The 24118-nt window shown below is 68.6% G+C and carries 25 protein-coding genes; 13 read left to right on the top strand and 12 right to left on the bottom strand.

All coding sequences use genetic code 11. The features are described from left to right. Window positions 1–36: 36 nt before the first annotated feature. Window positions 37–1563: a porin gene (locus tag BM140_RS03770; RefSeq protein WP_091942127.1), complete on the top strand. Its 1527-nt coding sequence runs from the start codon at window positions 37–39 to the stop codon at window positions 1561–1563. Between the two features lie 62 nt (window positions 1564–1625). Here the strand turns inward: BM140_RS03770 and BM140_RS03765 are convergent, their stop codons facing one another. Continuing rightward, window positions 1626–2225 (bottom strand): glutathione S-transferase family protein, encoded by a 600-nt coding sequence (locus BM140_RS03765; RefSeq protein WP_091942125.1) that lies wholly within the window; start codon window positions 2223–2225, stop codon window positions 1626–1628. A 75-nt stretch (window positions 2226–2300) separates the two neighbouring features. Here BM140_RS03765 and BM140_RS03760 point away from each other — a divergent pair, with 75 nt between their 5' ends. From BM140_RS03760 to BM140_RS03745, 4 genes are all read left to right on the top strand, one after another. Then, on the top strand, window positions 2301–3035 hold the full coding sequence (locus tag BM140_RS03760) for a helix-turn-helix transcriptional regulator (protein ID WP_091942123.1): 735 nt from the start codon (window positions 2301–2303) through the stop codon (window positions 3033–3035). A 90-nt stretch (window positions 3036–3125) separates the two neighbouring features. Then, complete coding sequence (gene alaS, locus BM140_RS03755; protein WP_091942122.1) at window positions 3126–5804, top strand: alanine--tRNA ligase; 2679 nt, start codon at window positions 3126–3128, stop codon at window positions 5802–5804. A gap of 317 nt (window positions 5805–6121) precedes the next feature. Beyond that, window positions 6122–7201 carry a recombinase RecA gene (recA, locus tag BM140_RS03750; RefSeq protein ID WP_425287041.1) on the top strand — a complete coding sequence of 360 codons (1080 nt, stop codon included), beginning with the start codon at window positions 6122–6124 and terminating at the stop codon, window positions 7199–7201. Window positions 7202–7667: 466 nt separating this feature from the next. Next, complete coding sequence (locus BM140_RS03745) at window positions 7668–7886, top strand: hypothetical protein (protein ID WP_091942118.1); 219 nt, start codon at window positions 7668–7670, stop codon at window positions 7884–7886. A gap of 85 nt (window positions 7887–7971) precedes the next feature. On the opposite strand, the gene BM140_RS03740 is transcribed toward BM140_RS03745, so the two are convergent. The 3 genes from BM140_RS03740 to argB form a co-directional block, all read right to left on the bottom strand. Further along, on the bottom strand, window positions 7972–8412 hold the full coding sequence (locus tag BM140_RS03740) for a metallopeptidase family protein (protein WP_091942116.1): 441 nt from the start codon (window positions 8410–8412) through the stop codon (window positions 7972–7974). Further along, window positions 8409–9149 carry a pyrimidine 5'-nucleotidase gene (locus tag BM140_RS03735; protein WP_091942686.1) on the bottom strand — a complete coding sequence of 247 codons (741 nt, stop codon included), beginning with the start codon at window positions 9147–9149 and terminating at the stop codon, window positions 8409–8411. The genes BM140_RS03740 and BM140_RS03735 overlap by 4 nt, the downstream gene beginning before the upstream one ends. A 98-nt stretch (window positions 9150–9247) precedes the next feature. Next, window positions 9248–10144 (bottom strand): acetylglutamate kinase, encoded by an 897-nt coding sequence (gene argB, locus BM140_RS03730; protein ID WP_091942114.1) that lies wholly within the window; start codon window positions 10142–10144, stop codon window positions 9248–9250. Window positions 10145–10372: 228 nt separating this feature from the next. On the opposite strand from argB, the gene BM140_RS03725 reads away from it, so the two are divergent. Further along, entirely contained in the window at window positions 10373–10600 is a 228-nt protein-coding gene (locus tag BM140_RS03725) for a hypothetical protein (RefSeq protein ID WP_091942112.1), read from the top strand. A 4-nt stretch (window positions 10601–10604) separates the two neighbouring features. On the opposite strand, the gene BM140_RS03720 is transcribed toward BM140_RS03725, so the two are convergent. Further along, window positions 10605–11384: an MOSC domain-containing protein gene (locus BM140_RS03720; protein ID WP_091942110.1), complete on the bottom strand. Its 780-nt coding sequence runs from the start codon at window positions 11382–11384 to the stop codon at window positions 10605–10607. Window positions 11385–11597: 213 nt separating this feature from the next. On the opposite strand from BM140_RS03720, the gene clpB reads away from it, so the two are divergent. The 3 genes from clpB (at window position 11598) to BM140_RS03705 (ending at window position 15183) form a co-directional block, all read left to right on the top strand. Further along, window positions 11598–14222, top strand: a complete 2625-nt coding sequence (gene clpB / locus BM140_RS03715; RefSeq protein WP_091942108.1) for an ATP-dependent chaperone ClpB — start codon at window positions 11598–11600, stop codon at window positions 14220–14222. 107 nt (window positions 14223–14329) lie between these two features. Further along, complete coding sequence (locus BM140_RS03710; protein WP_091942106.1) at window positions 14330–14653, top strand: type II toxin-antitoxin system TacA family antitoxin; 324 nt, start codon at window positions 14330–14332, stop codon at window positions 14651–14653. Beyond that, the gene (locus BM140_RS03705; protein WP_091942104.1) at window positions 14641–15183 is read left to right on the top strand and encodes a GNAT family N-acetyltransferase; all 543 of its coding nucleotides are present in this window, start codon (window positions 14641–14643) and stop codon (window positions 15181–15183) included. Before BM140_RS03710 ends, BM140_RS03705 begins: the two co-directional genes overlap by 13 nt. A gap of 51 nt (window positions 15184–15234) precedes the next feature. Here BM140_RS03705 and BM140_RS03700 read toward each other — a convergent pair whose 3' ends face one another. Then, window positions 15235–15639, bottom strand: coding sequence for a hypothetical protein (locus BM140_RS03700; RefSeq protein WP_091942102.1), 405 nt, complete (start codon window positions 15637–15639; stop codon window positions 15235–15237). 210 nt (window positions 15640–15849) lie between these two features. Between BM140_RS03700 and BM140_RS03695 the strand changes: the two genes are divergently transcribed. The 3 genes from BM140_RS03695 to BM140_RS03685 all read left to right on the top strand — a co-directional run bounded on the left by BM140_RS03695 (window position 15850) and on the right by BM140_RS03685 (window position 18671). Beyond that, the gene (locus BM140_RS03695; protein ID WP_091942100.1) at window positions 15850–16524 is read left to right on the top strand and encodes a metallophosphoesterase family protein; all 675 of its coding nucleotides are present in this window, start codon (window positions 15850–15852) and stop codon (window positions 16522–16524) included. Window positions 16525–16612: 88 nt separating this feature from the next. After that, window positions 16613–18043, top strand: a complete 1431-nt coding sequence (locus tag BM140_RS03690; protein WP_091942098.1) for a short-chain fatty acid transporter — start codon at window positions 16613–16615, stop codon at window positions 18041–18043. Window positions 18044–18053: 10 nt separating this feature from the next. Next, the gene (locus tag BM140_RS03685) at window positions 18054–18671 is read left to right on the top strand and encodes a carboxymuconolactone decarboxylase family protein (protein WP_091942096.1); all 618 of its coding nucleotides are present in this window, start codon (window positions 18054–18056) and stop codon (window positions 18669–18671) included. Between the two features lie 7 nt (window positions 18672–18678). Here the strand turns inward: BM140_RS03685 and BM140_RS03680 are convergent, their stop codons facing one another. The 5 genes from BM140_RS03680 to rpmH form a co-directional block, all read right to left on the bottom strand. Continuing rightward, complete coding sequence (locus tag BM140_RS03680; RefSeq protein ID WP_091942094.1) at window positions 18679–19050, bottom strand: DUF423 domain-containing protein; 372 nt, start codon at window positions 19048–19050, stop codon at window positions 18679–18681. Beyond that, a complete protein-coding gene (gene yihA / locus BM140_RS03675) occupies window positions 19047–19706 on the bottom strand; it encodes a ribosome biogenesis GTP-binding protein YihA/YsxC (protein ID WP_091942092.1) in 660 nt (219 codons plus the stop codon). Before yihA ends, BM140_RS03680 begins: the two co-directional genes overlap by 4 nt. Before the next feature lie 137 nt (window positions 19707–19843). Beyond that, window positions 19844–21685 carry a membrane protein insertase YidC gene (gene yidC / locus BM140_RS03670; RefSeq protein ID WP_091942090.1) on the bottom strand — a complete coding sequence of 614 codons (1842 nt, stop codon included), beginning with the start codon at window positions 21683–21685 and terminating at the stop codon, window positions 19844–19846. Beyond that, window positions 21678–22181 carry a ribonuclease P protein component gene (gene rnpA, locus BM140_RS03665; RefSeq protein ID WP_091942088.1) on the bottom strand — a complete coding sequence of 168 codons (504 nt, stop codon included), beginning with the start codon at window positions 22179–22181 and terminating at the stop codon, window positions 21678–21680. Before rnpA ends, yidC begins: the two co-directional genes overlap by 8 nt. A 74-nt stretch (window positions 22182–22255) precedes the next feature. After that, on the bottom strand, window positions 22256–22390 hold the full coding sequence (rpmH, locus tag BM140_RS03660; RefSeq protein ID WP_012253788.1) for a 50S ribosomal protein L34: 135 nt from the start codon (window positions 22388–22390) through the stop codon (window positions 22256–22258). Window positions 22391–23187: 797 nt separating this feature from the next. Here rpmH and rcdA point away from each other — a divergent pair. After that, complete coding sequence (rcdA, locus tag BM140_RS03655) at window positions 23188–23721, top strand: protease adaptor protein RcdA (RefSeq protein ID WP_091942086.1); 534 nt, start codon at window positions 23188–23190, stop codon at window positions 23719–23721. A gap of 140 nt (window positions 23722–23861) precedes the next feature. Here the strand turns inward: rcdA and rpmE are convergent, their stop codons facing one another. Then, window positions 23862–24116, bottom strand: coding sequence for a 50S ribosomal protein L31 (gene rpmE, locus BM140_RS03650; protein ID WP_091942084.1), 255 nt, complete (start codon window positions 24114–24116; stop codon window positions 23862–23864). Window positions 24117–24118 lie beyond the last annotated feature (2 nt).

Here is a 24118-nt window from a genome sequence, read left to right as displayed (position 1 = left end):
GGCGTCGGATGCCGCGCGGCCTGGGAAAGCCGAGCGATGAAGCGACATCTCCTTGCGACGAAGCTGGGACTGGGGGCGCTGATGCTGCCGCTCGCACCGGCCGAGGCCCAGACGGTGGCCGAGCTGCAGCGGCAGATCGACGAGCTGAAGGCGATGATCCGGGCGCAGTCCGCCGAGCGCGAGGCACGCCGTCCGGGCGGGGCCGCCCCGAAGCCAAAGCCCGCCCGCATCGCCGTGCGCAGCGATGCCGGCACCCTGCCGGCGGCGGGCCGGCCGGTGGAATCGGCGGTCAACCCGCCGCTGAACACCCGTCAGGCCGCCGTCGCGGACGAGCCGGACGTGTGGTGGCGGGCCCTGCTGCCGCCCGCGCCCGAATTGTTGGCGGACGATCCGGACAAGCCGAAGCGTCCGAAGACCTGGTTCGAGCGGCTGTCGCTGCGCGGCTACACGCAGCTGCGCGTCAACGAGTTCCTGTCCGGCGACGACACCGCGCCGGCGGGCGTCTCGCGCCTGCGCTCGGTCCACGACGGCGGCATCACCCAGGCCAACAACTTCACCTTCCGCCGTGTCCGCCTCGTCATCCAGGGCGACATCCACGAGCGGGTGTTCCTCTACATCCAGCCCGACTTCGCCGTGAGCGTGAACAATCAGGCCGGCCCCGAGCCGCGCCAGCACTTCGCGCAGCTGCGAGACGCCTTCGCCGACGTCTTCCTCGACGAGGAGCGGCGCTCCAAGCTGCGCTTCGGCCAGCAGAAGGTGCCCTATGGCTGGGAGAACCTGCAATCCTCGCAGAACCGCCTGACGCTCGACCGCTCGGACGCGATCAACAGCGGCATCCCGGGCGAGCGCGACATCGGCATCACCTACTACTTCACGCCGTGGCACGTGCAGCGGATCTGGGATCGGCTGGCCAAGGGCGGCCAGAAGCTGTTCGGCAATTACGGGGCGTTCGGCCTCGGCGTCTACAACGGCCAGACCATCAACCGGATCGAGCGCAACAACGGCGTGATGGTCGCCGGCATGGTGACGTGGCCGTTCGCGCTCGACGGCCTGGGCTCGGCCTTCAAGGATCAGGTGCTCGAGGTCGGCGCCTCGGCCTATCACAACCGGTTCAACCCTGAGACCCGCGCGGGCGGCGTCACCGCGACGAGCTTCGACGACGCCCGCGTCGGCCTGCACGCGATCCTCTATCCCCAGCCCTTCGGCCTCCAGGCCGAGTGGAACTGGGGCCGCGGCCCGGAATTCGACCCCGTCGCCCAGGCGATCACGACGAAGCCGCTGGAGGGCGGCTACGTCCAGGCGATGTACAAGGTCGACCATTCCTGGGTCGGGCCGTTCATGCCCTATGCCCGCTGGCAGACCTATCGCGGCGGCTGGAAGGTCGGCACCAACGCGCCGGCGCTGGACACCGACGAGGTCGAGGTCGGCATCGAGTTCCAGCCGATCAAGCCGATCGAGATCACCCTGGCCTATGCCCGCATGAACCGCCGCGAGGCCGACGAGCGTCGCCTCGGCCGGGCCGAGGGCGACCTGTTCCGGGCGCAGTTGCAGGTCAACTACTGAGGGCGGCCGCCCCGCCCTCGCGGGGGCAATCGGCGATGCGTCAGGATCATCGCCGATTGGTCTCAGGCGCCGTGCTTCGCGTCGAACTCGGCCGCGAAGCGCGCGCCCGGCCGGTCCATGCAGCGCTCGACCCAGGCATCGATCTCCGGCACGCCGGGCTTGCCGAACCACGCATAGGGCGAGTGCAGCAGGAGGTCGGCGGCGGTGTATCGGTCGCCGAGCAGATAGGGCCGGTCGCTCAGCGCCGCGGCGAGCCGGGCCTTGAGGTCGTCGTGGGTCCGAAACGTCTTGGCGATCCCCGGATGGTCGATGCCGAGGAATTGCAGCACCAGCACCGGCTCCACCACGCCGGCATACCACGCGAGCCAGCTCAGGTAGGCGCCCCGGCGCGGATCGCCGACCGGCACGTTCAGCCCCGCCTCGGGAAACAGCTCGGCGAGATACTGGATGATCGCGCTCGATTCCCAGATCAGGTTGCCGTCGTGCACGAGGAGGGGCACCTTCCCGTCCGGGTGGGGGTTGCGCGGATCGCGCGCGCCGCTGCCGTCCTCCCGCTGGATCGTGACGACCTCGATGGCGACCCGGTCCAGGGCGTCGAGCTCCTTCAGCAGGCCGGCGATCCGGGTCGAGCGGCTGTTGGGCGAGTGGTAGAGCGTGATCATCGGAGGGCTCCTGCTTGGCCGTTCGGCGCGTCGTGATGTAGCCCACCCCACCTGCCAGTTTCCGTCAGCTGCCCGATGGCCCGCACCGACCGTCTGTTCCGCCTCCTCCACGCCATGCGCGTCTTGCCCGCGCCCGTCACGGCCGCGCGGCTCGCCGAGGAGACCGGCGTCTCGCTGCGCTCGCTCTATCGCGACATCGACGCGCTGCGCGCCGCCGGCGCCCGGATCGAGGGCGAGCGCGGCTACGGCTACCGCCTGATCGAGGACGTGGCCCTGCCGCCCCAGACCTTCGAACGGATCGAGATCGAGGCCCTGGTGCTGGGCCTGTCCGAAGTGCGCCAGATGGGCGACCCGGCGCTGGCGCAAGCGGCGGCCTCGGTGCTCGCCAAGGTCGCCGCGACCCTGCCGGATCGGGCCGAGCAACACCTGCTCCATGCGGCCTCCCGCGTCCGCCGTTTCCAGGCGCGCTTTCCCACGATGCCCGGCATGGAGACGCTGATGGAGACGATCCGGGGCGGATGCTGGCGCGAGGAGGCGCTCGCCCTCCACTATTCCGACAAGGACGGGACGCTCTCCGAGCGGACCATCCTGCCGCTCTCCATCGTCTACCTCGACAGCAAGATGACGCTGCTGGCGTGGTGCGGCTTGCGCAGCGCCTACCGGATGTTCCGGATCGACCGCATCCGCGCGGCGGCGGCGACGGGCACGAGCTTCCGGCCGCGGCGGGCCACGCTGCTGCGCGGCTATCTCGCCGAACTCGAAGCGGAGTGCGCCCCGTCGCTTGCATCTCCGCAGGACGTGCCGACGTGACTCGCACGGCATCGGCCCGTATGAGGGCCGGATGCGGCCGCGCTCGCCCGAGCCGGCCTCCCGACGCGACTTGATTCCCGAGCCTATCCGATGAGCGGCGTCAACGAGATCCGATCGACCTTCCTGGACTACTTCCGGGATGCCGGGCACGCGGTGGTGCCGTCGTCCTCGCTCGTTCCGAAGAACGATCCGACGCTGATGTTCACGAACGCCGGCATGGTGCAGTTCAAGAACGTGTTCACGGGCGTCGAGAAGCGCCCCTACGTGAAGGCGACCTCCTCGCAAAAGTGCGTCCGGGCCGGCGGCAAGCACAACGATTTGGACAACGTCGGCTACACCGCCCGGCACCACACCTTCTTCGAGATGCTCGGCAACTTCTCGTTCGGCGATTATTTCAAGGCCGACGCGATCGAGCTGGCGTGGAAACTCATCACCAAGGAGTTCGGCCTCTCGCCGGAAAAGCTGCTCGTCACGGTCTACGCCGACGATGACGAAGCCGCTGGTCTGTGGAAAAAAATCGCCGGGTTCGGCGACGAAAAGATCATCCGCATCGGCACCTCGGACAATTTCTGGCAGATGGGTGACACCGGCCCCTGCGGCCCGTGCTCCGAGATCTTCATCGACCAGGGCCCGGCGCTGCAGGGCGGCCCGCCCGGCTCCCCGGACGAGGACGGCGACCGCTTCCTCGAATTCTGGAACCTCGTGTTCATGCAATACGAGCAGATCGAGCCGGGCGTGCGCAATCCGCTGCCGCGGCCCTCGATCGACACCGGCATGGGCCTTGAGCGCATGGCCGCGATCCTCCAGGGGGTGCATTCCAACTACGACACCGACCTGTTCCGTGCGCTGATCGATGCGGTGGCGCATGCGGTGTCGAAGGCGCCGGAGCCCGCGACGCGCGCCTCCTACCGGGTGATCGCCGACCACCTGCGCTCGACCTCGTTCCTCATCGCCGATGGCGTGCTGCCCTCGAACGAGGGCCGCGGCTACGTGCTGCGCCGGATCATGCGGCGGGCCATGCGCCATCTCGAACTGCTCGGCGCCCGCGAGCCGGTGATGTATCGCCTCGTGCCCGCGCTGATGCGCGAGATGGGTCAGGCCTTCCCCGAACTCACCCGCAACGAGGCTCTCATCTCGGAGACCCTGCGGCTGGAGGAGGGACGCTTCCGCAAGACTCTGGAGCGGGGCCTCGCCATTCTCGACGCCGAGACCCGCGATCTCGGCGATGGGCAGAATCTCTCGGGCGAGACCGCCTTCACCCTCTACGACACCTACGGCTTCCCCCTCGACCTGACGCAGGATGCGCTCAAGTCCCGCGGCATCGGCGTCGACACGGAGGCGTTCTCCGCCGCGATGCAGCGCCAGAAGCAGGCCGCGCGCGCCGCGTGGCAGGGCTCGGGCGAGGCCGCGACCGAGACGGTCTGGTTCGGCATCAAGGAGCGCACCGGCGCCACCGAGTTTTTAGGCTACGATTCCGAAGTCGCGGAAGCCGTGGTCGGCGCGGTTCTGCGCGAGGGCGCCGAGGTCGAGGCGCTCAAGGCCGGCGAGAGCGGCCTCGTCGTCGTCAACCAGACGCCGTTCTACGGCGAGTCCGGCGGTCAGGTCGGCGACACCGGCAGCATCGCCGGCCCCGGCCTCAAGGCGCGCGTGACCGGCACCGAGAAGAAGCTCGGCGACCTGTTCGTCCATCACGTGACCGTGGACGAAGGCACGCTGGCCCTCGATGCCGCGGTCGAGCTGAAGGTCGATCACGCCCGCCGCGCCGCGATCCGCGCCAACCACTCGGCGACCCACCTGCTGCACGAGGCCCTGCGGCAGGTGCTGGGCGACCATGTCGCGCAGAAGGGCTCGCTCGTGGCGCCCGAGCGCCTGCGCTTCGACATCAGCCATCCCAAGCCCATCGACGAGGCCGAGCTGACCCGCGTGGAAGACATCGCCAACGCGGTGCTGCTCCAGAACGCGCCGGTCGTGACCAAGCTGATGGCGGTGGACGAGGCGATCGAGTCCGGGGCGCGTGCCCTGTTCGGCGAGAAGTACGGCGACGAGGTGCGCGTCGTCTCCATGGGCCGGCCCGTGGACGACGATGGGCTAGAGGTCGAGGGCGGGCGCCTGCCGAACTTCTCGATCGAGCTGTGCGGCGGCACCCACGTGTCGCATCTCGGCCAGATCGGCCAGATCACCGTGCTCGGCGAGAGCGCGGTCGGTGCCGGCGTGCGCCGCATCGAGGCAATGACCGGAAACGCGGCCCGCCGCCATCGGCAGGCCGAGAGCCGCACGCTCAGCCAGCTCGCCGGCCTGATCAAGGCCCCGGTCGCCGACGTGCCGGACCGCCTCGCGACGTTGATCGAGGAGCGCCGCCGCCTGGAAAAGGAACTGGCGGATGCGCGGAAAAAGATCGCCATGGGCGGTGCTGCCGGCGGGGGCGACGAGGCCCGCGAGGTCAACGGCGTGAAGCTGATGGCCCGCGTGGTCGAGGGCGTCGAGATGCGCGACCTGAAAGGGCTCGCCGACGAGGGCAAGACCCGCCTGGGGTCGGGGATCGTCGCCATCGTCGGCGTCGCGCCGGACGGCAAGGCCGGCCTCGTCGTCGGCGTCACCGAGGACCTGATCGGGCGCTACGACGCGGTCGGCCTCGTGCGGGCGGGCGCGGGCCATCTCGGCGGCAAGGGCGGCGGCGGACGCCGCGACATGGCCCAGGCCGGCGGCCCCGACGGCAAGGGCGCCGACGCCGCGCTCGCGGCCATCGCCGAGGCGCTGGCCGCGGCCTGACGGCCCGCCCCCTCCCCCGAAGCGCGCGCCTCACCGGATCGGACAGCCTCGATCCGGGTGGGACAAGAGTGCTTTCCAAAGCGCCCGCTCACTGCCGGTGCCCTCTCCGGGTGCGGCGGCGCAGCGGGCGTTTTGTGAAAGACACCAAGTCGGCGCGGAAAAGGGGCTCACACCCGAGGGAATGAGCGCCGCCGGCCGACGCCGCTCTTGCACAAAAAGAACAAAACAAGTACGAAATGCATCGGCCCGGGCGCATTGAGCCTCGCGCCCCTCCCATGCATAAGGAGCCTCACGCGATGGCCCAGCCTGCGCTGAAGATGGTGGAATCCACGACGATGGCTGCTGCGGACAAGGACAAGGCGAAGGCGATCGATGCGGCGCTGACGCAGATCGAGCGGGCCTTCGGCAAGGGCTCGATCATGCGCCTCGGCAAGTCCGACAAGGTGCAGGAGGTCGAGACCGTCTCCACCGGCTCGCTCGGGCTCGACATCGCGCTCGGCGTCGGCGGCCTGCCGCGGGGCCGCGTCATCGAGATCTACGGGCCGGAATCCTCGGGAAAAACGACGCTGGCGCTCCACACCATCGCCGAGGCCCAGAAGAAGGGCGGCGTCTGCGCCTTCGTCGATGCCGAGCACGCCCTCGATCCGGTCTATGCGAGGAAGCTCGGCGTCAATCTCGACGACCTCCTGATCTCGCAGCCCGATACCGGCGAGCAGGCCCTGGAGATCACCGACACGCTGGTACGCTCGGGCGCCATCGACGTGCTCGTGGTCGATTCGGTCGCGGCCCTCACCCCGCGGGCCGAAATCGAGGGCGAGATGGGCGAGAGCCAGCCCGGCCTCCAGGCCCGCCTGATGAGCCAGGCGCTGCGCAAGCTCACGGGCTCGATCTCGCGCTCGAACTGCATGGTCATCTTCATCAACCAGATCCGGATGAAGATCGGCGTGATGTACGGCAGCCCCGAGACCACGACGGGCGGCAACGCGCTCAAGTTCTACGCTTCGGTGCGCCTCGACATCCGCCGCGTCTCGACCCTGAAGGACCGCGACGAGGCGATCGGCAACCAAGTCCGCGTCAAGGTCGTCAAGAACAAGGTCGCACCGCCGTTCAAGCAGGTCGAGTTCGACATCATGTTCGGCGAGGGCGTGTCCAAGGTCGGCGAGCTGGTCGATCTCGGCGTGAAGGCCGGCATCGTCGACAAGTCGGGCGCGTGGTTCTCCTACGACAGCCAACGCCTCGGCCAGGGCCGCGAGAACGCCAAGGGCTTCCTGCGCGACAACCCGGACATCGCCAACAAGATCGAGGCGTCGATCCGGCAGAACTCGGGACTGGTCGCCGACCGCATTCTCGAGAACGCCAAGCCGACGGCGGACGACCTCGACGAGGGCGAGGCCTGACGGATCGCGTCCTGGGCCTGAGGTCCGGGACGATGCCTTAGATCGCTGGGGCGCGTCGGCTTTTTCCGAAAGCCGCCCCTTCGCGCCGATGCCCTGCAGCGGCCCATCGACATCGCCAGCACGATCCGCGGGGCGGGAGGTTCGACCTCCCGCCCTTTTTCGTGCCCGTCGCAACTTTGGGACGCCGCCCGAGGAAATCGTCCGTCGCAAGCGGCCCTTTTCGGCGCGCGGCCTGCGCCAGCGCACATCATCGCAAGCCGAACAAAGCTGGCATACCAGATACATGGATTAAACAAACAAGATGACTGGCATAGAATAGTCCCAAGGCAATATTTATCTGCCAAAACCGCTTTCTTGGATTAAACATCTCCACGCATCGTCCGTCTTAATAGCTGCAGACGATGCAGCGCCTCCAGAAATGACTTGGCCCGCCTCAGGCGGCGGGCCTCTTTCTGCGCGATCAGAGATGAATCAGACGATTTCGACGCTGAACCAGAGACAGATGCGGGCCTTGCAATGGCTGGCGGACCAGGAGGCGCACCAATGGATCCCGGTCCATGACAGCGGCCCCTGCCGCACCACCCTCAACGCTCTCGTCCGCCGCGGTCTCGCGGTGCGCTCCTCGGCCAATGCCGATTACTACCGGATCACGATGCACGGCCGCGCCGTGAGCCCGATGGTGTAGGGCCGGTCCGCGGTCGATCGCCCCCTCGGAAGGCTTCTGCCCTCCTCCGCTCATTCCATGACGCGGGAAGGAGGGGGAAGGACGATCAGGCTTCGCCCGGATCGCCGCCGATCTCGTCCGCGGCGGCCTCGATCCCGGCCATGTCGTCGTCGGACAGGCCGAAATGGTGGCCGATCTCGTGGACGAGGACGTGCGTGACGAGGTGCCCCAGGCTCTCGTCGTGCTCGGCCCAGTAATCGAGCAGCGGGCGCCGGTAGAGCCAGACGGCGTTGGGCATCTGCCCCGTGGCGACCTCGCCGGACTGAGCCAGCCCGACGCCGCGGAACAGGCCGAGCAGGTCGAACTCCGACTCGCATTCCATCTCGGTCAGCGTCTCCTCGTCGGGGAAGTCGTCGACGTGGATGCGGATGCCATGGCAGAGGCGGCGGAATTCCTCCGGCAGCGCGGCGAAGGCGGCGTCCGCGAGCGCCTCGATCTCGGCGAGGCTCGGCGCCCTTAGATCCGCCCAGTCGGCCGTCGCGCTCACGGCGTCGCGGTTCCGGCGACCGGCAGCACGCAGCCGCGCAGGAAGGCCGCGAGATCGCTGGTGATGTGGTCGATATGCGGCTCCTTGACCGCTTCCTGCTCGAACCGCTCGCGGAACGGATCGGGCGTCGGCGGCACGACCAGCACCGTGCCCATGCCGAGATCGTGCGGCACGACGAGGTTGCGGGCGATGTCCTCGAACAGCACCGCCCGCCGCGGATCGACGCCGTGCCGGTCGAGGAAGCGCTGGTAGGTGACCCGCTCGGGCTTCGGCACGAAGTCGGCCGCCGCGATGTCGAACACGTCCTCGAAATGGTCGAGGATGCCGAGCTTTTCCGCCACCCGCTCGGCGTGGCGGCGCGAACCGTTGGTGAGGATCAGCTTTCGCCCCGGCAGACGCTCGATCGCCGCGCCCAGAGCCTCATCCAGCAGGATGGTCGAGTGGTCGATGTCGTGGGCGAAGTCGAGGAAGGCGTGCGGATCGATCCGGTCCTCGATCATCAGCGCCTTCAGGGTCGTGCCGTAGCGGTGGTAGAAATATTTCTGCAGGGCGCGGGCCGAGAGCCCGTCGAGCCCGTAGAGCCCCATCACGTAGAGGGTGATGCGCTCGTCCACCTGCGGCCAGACCCGCGCGTCGCTCGGATAGAGCGTGTTGTCGAGGTCGAACACCCAGGTGTCGATATGGGCGAAGCCCGGGGCGTCGGGTGCGGTGAGGTGGGTCTCTGGGGACAGAAGCACGAGGCGGAGCCTGCTGGCGGAACGGGGGCGAAGGGCGCCCCCATCCATCATGTAGGAAGCGGAGCGCGGCGCAACACCGCCGCGCTCCGACGAACGGCTCAGGTCCGCCGGATCAGGGTGCCGGCACCGAAATCGGTGAACAGCTCCAAGAGGGCGGCGTGCGCGACCTTGCCGTTGAGGATGACCACCGCCTCGACGCCCTGCTCGATGGCGTAGATGCAGGTCTCGACCTTCGGGATCATGCCCGCCGTGATGGTGCCGTCGGCGATCAGGCGGCGGCAATCCTCGACCGAGAGTTCGGGGATCAGGTTCTTGTCCTTGTCGAGCACGCCCGGCACGTCGGTGAGCAGCAGGAGCCGCTTGGCTCGGAGCGCCCCGGCGATGGCGCCGGCGAAGGTGTCGGCGTTGACGTTGTAGGTCTTGCCGTCGGCGCCGTAGGCCACGGGGGCCAGCACCGGGATCAGCTCGGCCTTCAGCACCGCGTCGAGCACGCCGCGCTCGACATGCTCGGGCTCGCCGACCAGACCGAGATCGACCGCCTGCTCGGTGTTGCTGTTCGGATCCTTGATCGTGCGCAGGGCCCGCTTGGCGCGGACCATGTTGCCGTCCTTGCCGCACAGGCCGATGGCGCGGCCGCCCTCGGCGGCGATCCAGCCGACGATCTGCTTGTTGATCGAGCCGGCGAGCACCATCTCGACCACCTCGACGGTGGCCTCGTCGGTGACGCGCAAGCCGCCCTTGAACTCGGACTCGATACCGAGCCGCGCCAGCATCCGGCCGATCTGCGGCCCGCCGCCGTGGACGACGATGGGCTTCAGGCCGGACTGCTCCAAGAGCACGATGTCCTCGGCGAAGTCCTCCGCCGCCGCCGGGTCGCCCATGGCGTGGCCGCCGTACTTGATGACGACGATCTCCTGATCGTAGCGCTGCATGTGGGGCAGCGCCTGGGTCAGGATCTCGGCGCGCACGTGTACGTTCGGCAGCGGATCGGTCATCGGCTCGCTCGTTCGCCTTCAGTCTGGTGTCCCGCGGGAGGACGCCCTCCGCGGGAGACATGCTCCATCGGATTCGCGCCCGGCTTCTAGCCCAGCCCGCCCGCGGCGCGAAGCCACCGGGACGAAGCGGTTGCAGCCCCCGAAGTCGTGAACGCCTAAGGGGCGATTGCAACAATTCGTTAACCACGCCGCGCCGATGATGGCCCCGTCACCAGGGGGCGACACGCCATGCTCAACGCCGATCTTCCGGAACCCCGTCCCAGCCTCACGAATCCCGGCCTGATCGCCCGCGCCGTCGCGCACCTCGGCCAGGGCGCCGGCTCCTCGGCCGATGTCTGGCGCAAGCTGACCGATTCCTACGCCGTCGATCTCGACGCGGTCGCCGCGCTCCTGCCCTGCGCCGAGCCCGAGCCGCTCTGGCTCACCGTCCGCGCCGGCCAGCGCCGCCGGGGCTGACCGCTCAGCCGACCAAGCCCAGCGCCTCGCCCGCCCGCACCGTGCCGCCGTTCAGCACCTCGGCGTAGACGCCGCAATCGCTGTGGCCGAGGCTTTTCGCCAGCGCCGAGGGGATCGCGAGATCGCGGATGCCGGTCTCGGGATCGACGTTGACCGCCGCACACCGCACCGTGCGCCGCGCCAGCTTCAGCCGCACCCCGCCCGGCGTCTCCAGCACCTTGCCGAGCAGGTCGTTCTCCGCCCAAGGCGCCAGCCCGTCGAGATAGAGGTTGGCGCGGAAACGTAGCGGATCGACGGGGGCGCCGACCATGTCCTCGACCGCCTGCACGCTCGCCCGGTTGACGAGGGAGACATAGCCGTCGCGGGCGTCGGTGAAGCGGTAGCCGGGCGGCGAGGCCAGCACCCGCGGCGCGCCGCGCAACTCGTGCGGTACGAACCCCTTCATGAAGTCGGCGACCGCCTCCCGGCCTGCTTCCGTGCTCAGATCGGCCGAGACCGCCTCCGCGCCGTTCTCCTCGATCGTCAGGCGATGGGTCTCCACGTCGAAGCGGGTGCGCAGGCGGGCCAGCGCCTCGTTGCGCATCAGCATCAGGTAGGCGACCTTGGGCAGATGGCGCGGCGCCACTTCGTTGAAGCCCGATGGGCCGTTCTCGATGGCGTAGAGCCGGTCGCCGGGAAAGTAGGCGCTCGTCTCCAACTCGGCGCTCTCCAGCGCCTCCGGCGAGAGGCCCTTGACGGGGTAGCGGTAGAGGGCGGCGATGCGGATGTCGGGCGCGATGCTCATGCCCTCTGGCTAGCTCCGCCTGGAGCGGTCGGCAAGCATGCGCACCGGTGGGCCCTCACCCCTTGTGTTACGAAAAGGCAACACCCAATTCAGCCCTACCGGCGGCTGCCAAAGCGCCGGTGCTCCGGCGGGGCCGACCCCGCGGGGCAACGCATCGGACTCTTCGCGCTGCCAACGCGGGCGGAGACATTCGATCCGGGGAAGGATACGCGAATGAATTTCGAAAAATACACCGAGCGCGCCCGCGGCTTCGTCCAGGCCGCGCAGAACCTCGCCGTCCGCGAGGGCAATCCGCAGCTCGCGCCCGGCCATCTCCTCAAGGTCCTGCTCGACGATTCCGAAGGCCTCTGCGCCGGTCTGATCGACCGCGCGGGCGGTCAGTCGCGGGTCGCGCTGGCGCAGGCCGAGCAGTGGCTGGCCAAGCAGCCGAAGGTATCGGGCAACAGCGCGCAGCCGCAAGCGACGCGCGATCTCGTGCGCCTGTTCGACACGGCGGAAAAAGCCGCCGAGAAGGCCGGCGATTCCTACGTCACCGTCGAGCGGCTGCTGCTTGCCTTCGCGGTCGAGAAGGACTCGGATGCCGGCCGCATCCTGACGGCGGCGGGCGTCACCGCGGCCTCGCTCAACGGCGCGATCAATGCCCTGCGCAAGGGCCGCACCGCCGACAACGCTTCGGCCGAGAACGCCTACGACGCGCTGAAGAAATACGCCCGCGACCTCACGGAAGCCGCCCGCGAGGGCAAGCTCGATCCGGTGATCGGCCGCGATGAGGAGATCCGCCGCACCATCCAGGTGCTGTCGCGGCGGACCAAGAACAATCCCGTGCTGATCGGCGAGCCCGGCGTCGGCAAGACCGCCATCGTCGAGGGACTGGCCCTGCGCATCGTCAACGGCGACGTGCCCGAGAGCCTGAAGGAGAAGAGCCTTCTGGCGCTCGACATGGGCGCGCTGATCGCCGGCGCGAAGTATCGCGGCGAGTTCGAGGAGCGGCTCAAAGGGGTGCTGTCCGAGGTGACCGCGGCGGAGGGGCGGATCATCCTGTTCATCGACGAGATGCACACGCTGGTCGGGGCCGGAAAGGCCGACGGCGCCATGGACGCCTCCAACCTCCTGAAGCCCGCGCTCGCCCGCGGCGAGTTGCACTGCGTCGGCGCGACCACGCTCGACGAGTACCGCAAGCATGTCGAGAAGGACGCGGCGCTCGCCCGGCGCTTCCAGCCCGTCTTCGTGTCCGAGCCGACCGTCGAGGACACCGTGTCGATCCTGCGCGGCATCAAGGAGAAGTACGAGCAGCACCACGGCGTCCGCATCCAGGATTCGGCCCTGGTGGCGGCGGCGACGTTGTCGAACCGCTACATCACCGACCGCTTCCTGCCCGACAAGGCGATCGACCTCGTCGACGAGGCTGGCTCGCGCCTGCGCATGCAGGTCGACTCAAAGCCGGAAGAGCTCGACTCGATCGACCGCGAGATCGTGCGCCTGAAGATCGAGGCCGAGGCGCTGAAGAAGGAGAGCGATTCCGCCTCCCGAGACCGCCTCGTGCGGCTGGAAGGGGAACTGGCCAATTTGGAGGAGCAGTCCGCCTCGATCACCGCCCGCTGGAAGGCCGAGAAGGACAAGCTCGGCGCCGCCGCCGAGCTGAAGAAGAAGCTCGACGAGGCCCGCAACGACCTCGCCGCAGCGCAGCGCCAGGGCCAGTACCAGCGTGCGGGCGAACTCGCCTACGGCGTCATCCCCGGCCTGGAGAAGCGGCTGGCCGAGATCGAGGCCGCGGGTGAGGGGGCCACCTCCCGTGACGGCATGGTCGAGGAGGCGGTGACGCCGGCCCATATCGCGGGTGTCGTCTCGCGCTGGACCGGCGTGCCCGTCGACAAGATGCTGGAGGGCGAGCGCGAGAAGCTGCTGGCGATGGAGGAGACGCTGGCCAAACGCGTCGTCGGCCAGCGCGAGGCGGTGGAGGCGGTCTCGACCGCGGTGCGCCGGGCGCGAGCCGGCCTTCAGGACCCGAACCGGCCGATCGGCTCGTTCATGTTCCTCGGGCCGACCGGCGTCGGCAAGACCGAGCTGACCAAGGCATTGGCCGGCTTCCTGTTCGATGACGACACGGCGTTGGTCCGCATCGACATGTCCGAGTACATGGAGAAGCACGCGGTCGCCCGCCTCATCGGCGCGCCTCCGGGCTATGTCGGCTACGAGGAGGGCGGTGCGCTGACCGAGGCCGTGCGGCGCCGGCCCTATCAGGTCGTGCTGTTCGACGAGGTCGAGAAGGCGCATCCGGACGTGTTCAACGTCCTGCTTCAGGTGCTCGACGACGGGCGCCTGACCGACGGGCAGGGCCGCACGGTCGATTTCCGCAACACGCTGCTGATCATGACCTCGAACCTGGGTGCCGAATATCTGGTGAACCAGCCGGCCGGCCAGGACACCGATGCGGTGCGCGACGAGGTGATGGGCGTGGTGCGGGGGCACTTCCGGCCGGAATTCCTCAACCGGGTCGATGAGATCATCCTGTTCCACCGCCTCGCGCGCTCGGAGATGGGGGCGATCGTCGACATCCAGCTCGGGCGCCTCGCCAAGCTCTTGGAGGATCGCAAGATCGCCCTCGACCTCGACGAGGAGGCCCGCACCTGGCTCGCCGACAAGGGCTACGACCCGGCCTACGGGGCGCGCCCGCTCAAGCGGGTGATCCAGAAGAACGTGCAGGACCCGCTCGCCGAGGCCCTGCTCTCGGGCACGATCCACGACGGCGAGACGGTGCCGGTGCGGGTCGGCCCGTCGGGCTTGATGATCGGCGACGTCACCGCCGAGCGCCGGCCGGCGGGGGTGTTGTTGAACTGATCCTTCGCCGGGGCTCAGCTCAGTGAAGGGCCGGGATGGCTTCGGAGCCCATCCCGGCCCTTCGCGTTTGTATGGACACTGTCCATACGCTGTGCGAAGGTTGCGCCATGGCGAAGGCACCCGCTTCATCGTCCGAGACTGCGCTGGCCGAGCGGCTTCCGCCCACGGAGGCGAAGGGAAGCGTCAACCTGCGCATCGAGGCCGACACCCGCCGGCTCATCGACGATGCGGCGGCGCTCCTTGGCAAGACGCGGACCGAGTTCATGGTCGAGACGGCGCGGCGGCAGGCCATCGACGTGCTGCTGGATCGGCGGCTCTTCCGGCTCGATCCCGATGGCTACGACGCCTTCATGCACGCGCTCGACAACCCGCCTGCGCCGGGGCCGAAGTTGAGGGCGCTGATGCGCCGCGCGCCGGCATGGCGGACGTAGGCGGCGAACCGGAGCAGCCTGAGCCGGTCCTTTCCGCTCCCGTTCCCCTGACGGCCGAGCACGACCTGTCCGCCTTCGCTTGCGGTGAGCCGGCGCTCGACGAGTGGCTTCGGCACCGGGCCCTGAAGAACGAGAGCCGGTTCTCCCGCACCTACGTCGTCTGCGACGGCAACAGGGTCGTCGCCTATTTCTGCATCTCGGCCGGAGCCGTCGAGCGCTCCGCCGCGCCGGGAAAGGTACGGCGCAACGCGCCCGACACGATCCCGGTCTCGGTGATCGGACGACTGGCGGTCAGCCGCGATCATGCCGGACGCGGGCTCGGGGCCGACCTACTGTCCGACGCCTTGCGCCGCATCGCCCTCGCGTCGCGGAGCATCGGCATCGGCGCCGTGATAGTCCACGCCAAGGACGACGCCGCGCGGCGTTTCTATCTGAAATGCGCCGAGTTCATCGAGTATCCGCAGGACAGTCGCACGCTGTTCCTGCCGATTGAGACCGTGACGGCGGCCCTCGACGAGCATGGTGGGTGACGTATCCCCACAGCAACGGTGCCAGGAGACGTACCCTGAGTACCCGTTGTGTTAGCGAACCGCGATTTGGTAGCGTGTCCGCATTGCGTTGCCGTACTTCCCGATCACTTCGAGAACGAACCCGTCCTCACCGACGAAGCCGGGCGCAGACTGATAGACGAGTTTGTTGCCTGGGACCTTGCGGGTGTTGCACCGAGAGCGCGGATTGTTGGGCGAAAAGTTGGGAAAATCGACCCCGCGTTCCATGCTGATCCGTCCATGAGCCGGGCCTTCGAGAATCGCGAGATTGTCCATGGGAAGCGAGCGGCAATCCGGCTCCATACGGGCGATGAACTGGACCTGTTGCGGCCGCCCCGAGGGGGCGACACGCTGGACCGTCTGAATCTGCTGCGCCCAGCCGGCGGCGGGGGCGACGAAACACAGGAACGCCGCACCGATCAAGGACAGGCCACGCATCGTCTCATTCCTCCCCATCCGCCGCTCGGGCGCGATGGCGGCGGGTGAATACACGCGATGGTTAGGGTTCGAAATCAAATTCCGATTTTAATCCATGAAACTTCGATCACGTTGGCGTGATTTCTTTGGATGCAGAATGCCATTGCGAAAACCGAACGCGCTCCAAGTTGCCGCCTTGCATCGTCAAATGATCCCGCCGACAACGGCCGCATGACCGCCGAGACGCTCACCTACGCCATCGGCGATATCCACGGCTGCGCCGACCTGCTCGACGCGCTTCTCGATCGCATCGACGCCCACGCGGCGGGCCGGCCGCGAAAACTGGTGTTCCTCGGCGATTACATCGACCGGGGCCCCGACAGCGCGCGGGTGATCGAGACGCTGCGAAAGCTGCAATGGCGCGAACCCGACGACGTGGTCTGCCTGATGGGCAACCACGAGGCGATGCTCCTGAAGACGCTGCACGAGCCCGGCGCCCTCGATCACTGGCTCGCCAACGGGGGGACGGCGACGCTCGCCGCGTTCGATGCGGCGGGGCCCGAAGAGATCCCCGGCGACGTGCTCGACTGGATCGAGGGGCTGCCGACGCTGCATTCGGATGCGCAGCGCTGGTACGTCCATGCCGGCTTCCGGCCCGACGCCGAGGTGCCCGACCCCGACCGCGAGGTGCATCTGTGGATGCGCGAGCCGTTCCTCTCCGCCGAGCACGATTTCGGCCGCCACGTCGTCCATGGCCACACGCCGCAGACCCGCGGCGGGCCGGAGTTGAAGCGCTTCCGCACCAATCTCGACACCGGCGCGGTCTACGGCAACGCCCTGAGCGCGGGCGTGTTTTCGGGCCGGCAGGGCCCGCCTGAGGATATCTTGAGCGTTCCGGCCGGATGAAACCTGCGCGCCCTTGAGGCCGCCCCCGCTTCCGCTGCATACCGGGCGAAAGGCGCCTCGAGCGCCGGGATAGCGGGACGGGACGACCATGAATCCGGACAGCCGACGCCGGGAGGACAGCGCGCTCGCACGCCTCGCGCTGCGCTTCACCGATTGGGCCGAGAAGTGGTTCCCCGACGCCTTCGTGTTCGTGGCGATCGCGGTGGTGATCGTGGCGGGCGCCGCGCTGATCAACGGTGCGCCGGTGCAGGCGGTGACCAAAAGCTTCGGCGACGGCTTCTGGAGCCTGATCCCCTTCACCATGCAGATGGTGTTCGTCACCATCGGCGGCTACGTGGTGGCGACCTCCGCGCCGGTGCAGGCGCTGATCGAGCGGATGGCGTTGGTGCCCAAGACCGGCCGCGGCGCCATCGGCTACGTGGCGCTCGCCACCATGCTGTCCTCGCTCCTGTCCTGGGGCCTCAGCCTGATCTTCGGCGGCCTGCTCGCCCGCGCGCTCGCCCGCCGCACCGATCTGAGGATGGATTACCGCGCCGCCGGCGCGGCCGCCTATCTCGGCCTCGGCGCCACCTGGGCGATGGGCCTGTCCTCATCCGCCGCACAGCTTCAGGCCAACCCGAAAAGCCTGCCGCCGGGGCTGCTGCAGATCACCGGCGTGATCCCGTTCAGCGAGACGATCTTCCTGTGGCAGTCGATCCTGATCGCCACGATCCTCGTGTTCCTGTCGGCGGTGATCGCCCTCGCCTCCGCGCCGGGCCCCGAGACCGCCGTGACGGCCCAGGATCTCGGCGTCGATGTCGCGAAGGAGGAGCAGGGCGTCGAGCCCCCGAAACAGCCCGGCGAGTGGCTGGAGCACGCCCCGATCCTGACGGTGTTGATCGGCCTGCTGGCTGCGGGCTGGCTGATCCAGGAGTTCCAGCGCCAGGACTGGATGGTCGCGATCTCCAGCCTCAACACCTACAATTTCCTGTTCCTGATGACCGGCTTCGTGCTGCACTGGCGCCCGAAGCGCTTCCTCGTGGCTTTGGGCAAAGCCGTGCCGGCGACCGCCGGCATCCTGATCCAGTTCCCGTTCTACGCCGCCATCGCGGCGATCCTGACGGGCGCCAAGAACGCCGCCGGCCACAGCCTGTCGGACGTGATCGCCCACGCCTTCGTGGCGCTGAACACGCAAGGCTCGTTCCCGCTGGCCATGGGCGTCTACTCGGCGCTGCTGGGCTTCTTCATCCCATCGGGCGGCGGCAAGTGGCTGTTGGAGGCGCCCTACGTGATGCAGGCGGCCAACGAGCTGAAGGTGCATCTCGGCTGGGCGGTGCAGGTCTACAACGCGGCCGAGGCGCTCCCGAACCTGATCAACCCGTTCTTCATGCTGCCGCTGCTCGGCATCCTGGGCCTGAAGGCCCGCGACATCGTCGGCTTCAGCTTCCTGCAACTCGTCATCCACCTGCCGGTGGTGCTGTTCCTGCTCTGGGCGCTGGCCTTCACGCTGGACTATCACCCGCCGGTCATCCCGGGCTGAGGACACCATCATGCGCAACGCTCTGATCGGCTTGGCCTTCGTCCTCGCAAACACCGGGGCGATGGCCCAGGACCGGATGCCGGACATCCCGGCCGCCCAGCAGACCGAGGCCCAGCGCAAGGCCTCGGAGGACTTCCTGGCGGCGCGCAAGGTCCCGGTGTTCGGGCCGTTCGTGCCGTTGCTGCGCAGCCCGCAGCTGATGCTCAACGCGAGCAACATGGGGCTCTACCTGCGCTACAACAGCGTGATCCCGCTGAAGCTCAGCGAGTTCACCATCCTGCTCACCGCGCGGGAATGGAGCCAGCAGCTCGAATGGCACATCCATGAGCCGATCGCGCTGAAGGCTGGGCTCGATCCGGCCATCGTCGCGGCGGTGCGGGAGGGGCGCCGCCCCGACGCCATGGGCGAGGAGGAGACGCTGGTCTACGCCTTCTCGACCGAGCTTCACCGCAACAAGGCCGTCAGCGACACGACCTACGGGCGCGTGGTCGCCAAGTTCGGCGAGCAGGGCGCCATCGATCTGGCCGGCATCAACGGCTATTACACGCTGCTCGCCATGACCTTGAACATGGCCCGCACGGCCCTGCCGAACGGGGCGAAGCCGCCGCTGGCGAACCTGATCCCGTAGGGAACTCTCAGCGGCGCTGCGGGACCAGCGCCGCCACAGCAGCCAACAGCCAGCCCGCCATCAGGACGACCCCGCCGGTCGGCGCGGCCATCGGGAACAGCGGCTGACCCATGAGCGCCCGCATCGCGAGATCCCCTGAAAACAGGGCGACCCCGAGCACCAGCGCCCCCGCCGCCGCGCGGGTGAGCGCGCCGCGGGTCAGGCCGGCGGCGCCGAAGCCCACCAGAGCCAGGATCGCCGGGGCGTGGAACAGCAGGAATTGGGAGGCCGTCTTCAGCGTCTCGCCGCCGCTGGTATGCGCCGCCGCCGCACTGCCGGCGACGCCGAGCAGACCGGCCAGCGCCGCCAGCGCGGCGAGAGCGCGGTCGAGGCCGGTCACGCGCCGCGCTCCTGCAGCAGGCGGGCGATGCTGGCGCGCAGCTCCGGCACGCCGCGATCATCGCGGCTGGAGGTCAGCAGCACCTCCGGATAAGCCGCCGGGCGCCGGGCGAGCGCGGCGTGGATGCCGGCGATGCGCTTGTCCATCTCGGATTTCTTGAGGGCGTCGCCCTTAGTCAGGACGATCTGGTAGGACACCGCCGCCTTGTCGAGCCCGTCGAGCAGCGCGGTGTCGATCTCCTTCAGGCCGTGGCGCGAATCGATCAGCACGTAGACCCGTGCGAGGTTCGAGCGACCCTTGAGATAGGCGTGGATCAGCCGGGTCCAGGCCTCGACCTTGGCCTTCTCGACCTGGGCGTAGCCGTAGCCCGGCATGTCGACGAGGGTGAGGCGCTCGCCGATGCGGAAGAAGTTGAGCTGCTGCGTGCGGCCGGGCGTGTGCGAGGTGCGCGCCAGGGTGTTGCGCCCGGTGAGCGCGTTGACGAGGCTCGACTTGCCGACGTTGGAGCGCCCGGCAAAGGCGATCTCGACGCCCTCCATCGGCGGCAGCGCCCCGAGTTCGGGGGCGGCCCAGGTGAAGTCGGCGCTTCCTGCAAAGAGCAGGCGGCCGGCTTCCAGCAGTTCGGGAGTCGGTTCGTCGGTTGCGGCGTCTGTCATGGGTCTGGGGCCGCTCGCTCCCCTCCCCTTTGCGGGGACGGGTTAGGGGTGGGGTGATTCGGAGGCACCGGGGCGCCTCATCCTGAACCACCCCCACCTCCGGCTCCTCCCCACAAGGGGGAGGAGAGGATCCTACATCAGCTCTTGGCCGGCGCGTTCTTGTTGCGTTTGAACGTGCCCTTCAGGTTGTCCCATAACTCCACCTTCACGCCGTTGCGGCGCATGATGACGTATTGCTGGATCACCGAGAGGGTGTTGTTCCAGGCCCAATAGATCACCAGGCCGGCCGGGAACGAGCCGAGCATGAAGGTAAAGATGATCGGCATGAAGGTGAAGACCTGCGCCTGGACCGGGTCCGGCGGCGCGGGGTTCATCTTCATCTGGATGAACATCGTTACACCCATGATCAGCGGCCACACGCCGAGATGGACGAAGTCGGGCGCTGCGAACGGCAACAGACCGAACAGGTTGACGATGCTGGTCGGATCGGGCGCGGCGAGATCCTGAATCCAGCCGAAGAACGGCGCGTGCCGCATCTCGATGGTGATGAACAGCACCTTGTACAGCGCGAAGAAGACCGGGATCTGGATCAGCACCGGCCAGCAGCCGGCGACCGGATTGATCTTCTCCTTCTTGTACAGCTCCATCATCGCCTGTTGCTGCTTCATCTTGTCGTCTTTGTACCGCTCCCGGATGGAGGCCATCTCGGGCTGCACGGCCTTCATCTTGGCCATGGAGACGTAGGAACGGTTGGCGATCGGCAGGAAGAAGATCTTCAGGATCAGGGTCACGAGCAGGATCGAGACGCCGAAATTGCCGGTGAGATGGAAGAACAGGTCTAGCGCGCGGAACATCGGCTTGGTCAGGAACCAGAACCAGCCCCAGTCGATCATCGAGTCGAACTCGCGGATGTTCAGGTCGCGCTTGTACTCGTTGATCTGGTTGACCTCCTTGGCGCCCGCGAACAGGCGCTGGGTCGAGGCCGAAGACGCACCTGGTGCGACCGCGACAGCGTCGCCCCGCACGCTGGTCTGGAAGACCTTGGTGGCCCCGTCGGTGCGCTCGGTGAAGGCGCCGGTGAAGGGCTTGTCCTGCTCCGGGATCGCGGCGGCGGCCCAGTACTTGTCGGTGATGCCGACCCAGCCGCCGGTCACGTTCGACCACGCCTTGCCGCGGGTGTTGGCGCCGCCATAGGCCGGCTCCTTGGCGATGGCGTCGTAGCTGAATTCCTGCAGGCGGTCGTCGCCGAGCCAGCCGATCAGGCCTTCGTGGAGGACGTAGTAGCCCTGGGTGTGCGGTTTACCCCAGCGCGAGACGAGGCTGTAGGGATAGAGCGTGACCGCGTTGCCCGACTTGTTCTCGACCTCGTCGCGGACCGTGAACATGAACTTGTCGTCGACGGCGACGATGCGCTTGAAGACGAGGCCCTGGCCGTTGTCCCAGCTGAGCGTCACCGGCTTGCCGGGCGCGAGCAGGTCGCCCTCGGCGGTCCACAGCGTGTCGGCGTTGGGCAGCGGCCCGGCATTCTGCCCGACCCAGCCGAACTCGGCGTAATAGGGATTCGGGCTGCCGGTGGGCGAGAGCAGGACGATGCGCGGGCTCTCGTCGCTGACGGTCTCGTGGTAGTTCTTCAGGCTCACGTCGTCGATGCGCGCGCCCTTCAGCGCGATCGAGCCGTAGAGCGCGGGCGTGTCGATGCGAACCCGCGCCGAGCGGGCGAGCGCGTCCTCCCGCGAGACCGGGCCGGCGGCCGGCGTCGGCAGCGTGCCAGGCACGGGGGCGGAGGGACCGCCCTGCTGGGGGCTCGGGCCCGGCACGCCGTCGGCGGGCGAGGTTCCGCCCGGCTGGGCGGTCTGGCTCTGCGCCGCCGCCTGCCGCTGCCTCTCGGTCGCCGGGCTGGTCACGAAGTAGTGCCAGCCGAGCAGGACCACCAGAGACAAGGCGATCGCGACGAACATGTTCGTCTTGTCGTTACCCATCGGTCGATCCGTCAGGCGCCATCGATACGGGAGAGGGGGAAGGCTTGAGCGAAGAAGACTTGCCGGCAGGCCGATCCCGGCCGCGGCGGGGGCCGCGGGCCGGGTTCGGCCGATCGGACGATTGGGATTTCGGACCGGGTTGGCGCGTCACGCTCCGGAGCGCCCGGCGCAGATCCTCGACGAGGCTCTCGAAGGGCGCGTCGATCGCCGGGCGGCGGGCGATCACGACCACGTCGGCCCCGATCTCGGGCGCGCCGTCGGCCGCGAGGGCGAGCGCGCTGCGCAGGCGGCGGCGAATCCGGTTGCGTTCGGTCGCATGGCCCACGCGCTTGGTGATGGTGAAGCCGAGGAACAGGCCCTCGGCCGGTGCGCCGTCGCGCTCCTCGTCCGGCTCGCGCAGACGCCCCTGGGCGCTCATGCGCTCGGTGTGGAAGCGCCGGCCCCCGGCCGCGGCCAGGAAGTCCGGGCGCCGCCGGAGTCGGCGGATCGTCGACACGGGCGCTCCGTGGCCGGTCCCGTGACGGGACGGCGATGCGGCACCACCGATCGGGGCGGCGCCGATGTTCGCGATCAGGCGGACAGGCGCTTGCGGCCGTGCGCGCGGCGGGCGGCGATGACCTTGCGGCCGCCGGCGGTCGCCATGCGGGCGCGGAAGCCGTGACGGCGCTTCCGGACGAGCTTGCTGGGCTGGTAGGTTCTCTTCATGGCGGGTCTCCGGCGGCCGAGGGGACGGCCCGGCGGCACTTTATCAGCGCGCGAACCGGCCTCGAGCCTCGAAATGGGATCTGCAAACGCGAAGGGCGCCCGGACGGGGCGCCGCTTCGCAATGGCGCGGCTTATGGCGGAGGGGAGGTCTCAAGTCAATGATCCGCGCAAGCACGGATCATTGGTTGGCCTCAGGCGCCGGCAGCCGCATCCGCGGCTCTGGCTTTTCGCTCCGTTATACCAATCGGCGTTACACCCATCGGCGACGATCCCGACGCATCGCCGATTTCCCTCGCGACGGCGGGGCGGCGGGCGTCCGCCGGACGCACGGAACCGGACCATCGGTCCGGTTCAGTGCCGCTCGGTCTGAGACGCCTCGGCAGGGCCGAGGCCCACTGCGCGGCGCGCTCCTCGCGCCCGGCCATACGGCCGCTCCTCCTGCATGCGGCCCGCGAGCGGTGATCCCGACGTGGGGCATCGGAGCGGCTTAACCGCGCGTTAACCTTTCCAAGGTACGAAGGGACACATCCAGATTGTCTGGATCCTGAGTGGGTCTTCTGTCCACTCTGTTTGATGCCTCCCTGTAGACTCGCGACAAGCCGCTCCTCGGAGCGGCTTTTTTTTCGCCGCCACACGGGTGCGTCCGCCCCGCGCTCCGCTCCGGCACCATTAACCTTAAAAGATCGTGAAGCCCCTCCCGGGCCGCGATCGGCGCTACACTTGCCACCATAGCCGCAGCCGCACCGAACCCGTCCCGTTCCGGGACGACCCGAGCGCAAAGCGGCACAGGAGGCAGGATGACCGAGTTCGACGTGACGTTCCGGGACGAGCGCCATTGGGTGAGCTTCGGCGAGTCCTACGTGGCGTCGGAAGGCTTCCGGACCCTGTTCCGCGAGGGGATGCTGCTGGTCGAGGAGACGGCGGCCTATCTCGATGGCGAGGGACGAGCCGAATCGCGCCTGATTTCCCGCGACGCGACCCTCGCCTATGCCAGCGAGAGCATGCGGCTGACGACGCGCCTGATGCAGATCGCGTCCTGGCTCCTGGTGCAGCGGGCGGTGTCCGAGGGCGAGCTGACCCTGATGCAGGCGCAGGAAGAGAAGACCCGGGTCAAGCTCAACGAGCCGGAGCGGGCGCTCCCCGAAGCGGGCGGGACCTTTTCCGCGCTGCCGCTGCGGCTGCAGGATCTCGTGACCCGTTCGCGCCGGCTGCACGCCCGCATCCTGCATCTCGACCAGCTCATCAGCGAGGATCGCCCGGCGCCGATGCCCATGGAGAGCCCGGTGATGGCCCAGGTCGGCCGCCTGCAGGCGGCGTTCGGCGCCCGGTAGGCCCGATCCTCGACGCCCCATCCGGGGCCATCGCTCGACGCGACGCACGTCGGGCGGCTTCTTGCGTCGATCACAAACGAAAACGGCGCCGCAAGCGGCGCCGTTTCAGCGAATCGGGCCTGGGCCCGACTGCGAGAGAATCACTTCTTGGCGAAGCCGAGGCCGGCGAAGCGGGTGTTGAAGCGCGACACGCGGCCGCCGCGATCGAGCATCTTCTGCTCGCCGCCGGTCCAGGCCGGGTGCGTCGTCGGATCGATGTCGAGGTTGAGGACGTCGCCTTCCTTGCCGTAGGTGGAGCGGGTCCGGTACTCGGTGCCGTCGGTCATCACGACCTTGATGAAGTGGTAGTCGGGGTGCTCGGTCCCCTTGGCCTTATCGGCCGCATTCTTTGCCATGA

The sequence above is a fragment of the Methylorubrum salsuginis genome (genome assembly GCF_900114375.1).
Classification (GTDB): domain Bacteria; phylum Pseudomonadota; class Alphaproteobacteria; order Rhizobiales; family Beijerinckiaceae; genus Methylobacterium; species Methylobacterium salsuginis.
Note: the sequence above shows the minus strand (reverse complement) of the source record. Positions and strands in the feature narration are given on the sequence as shown.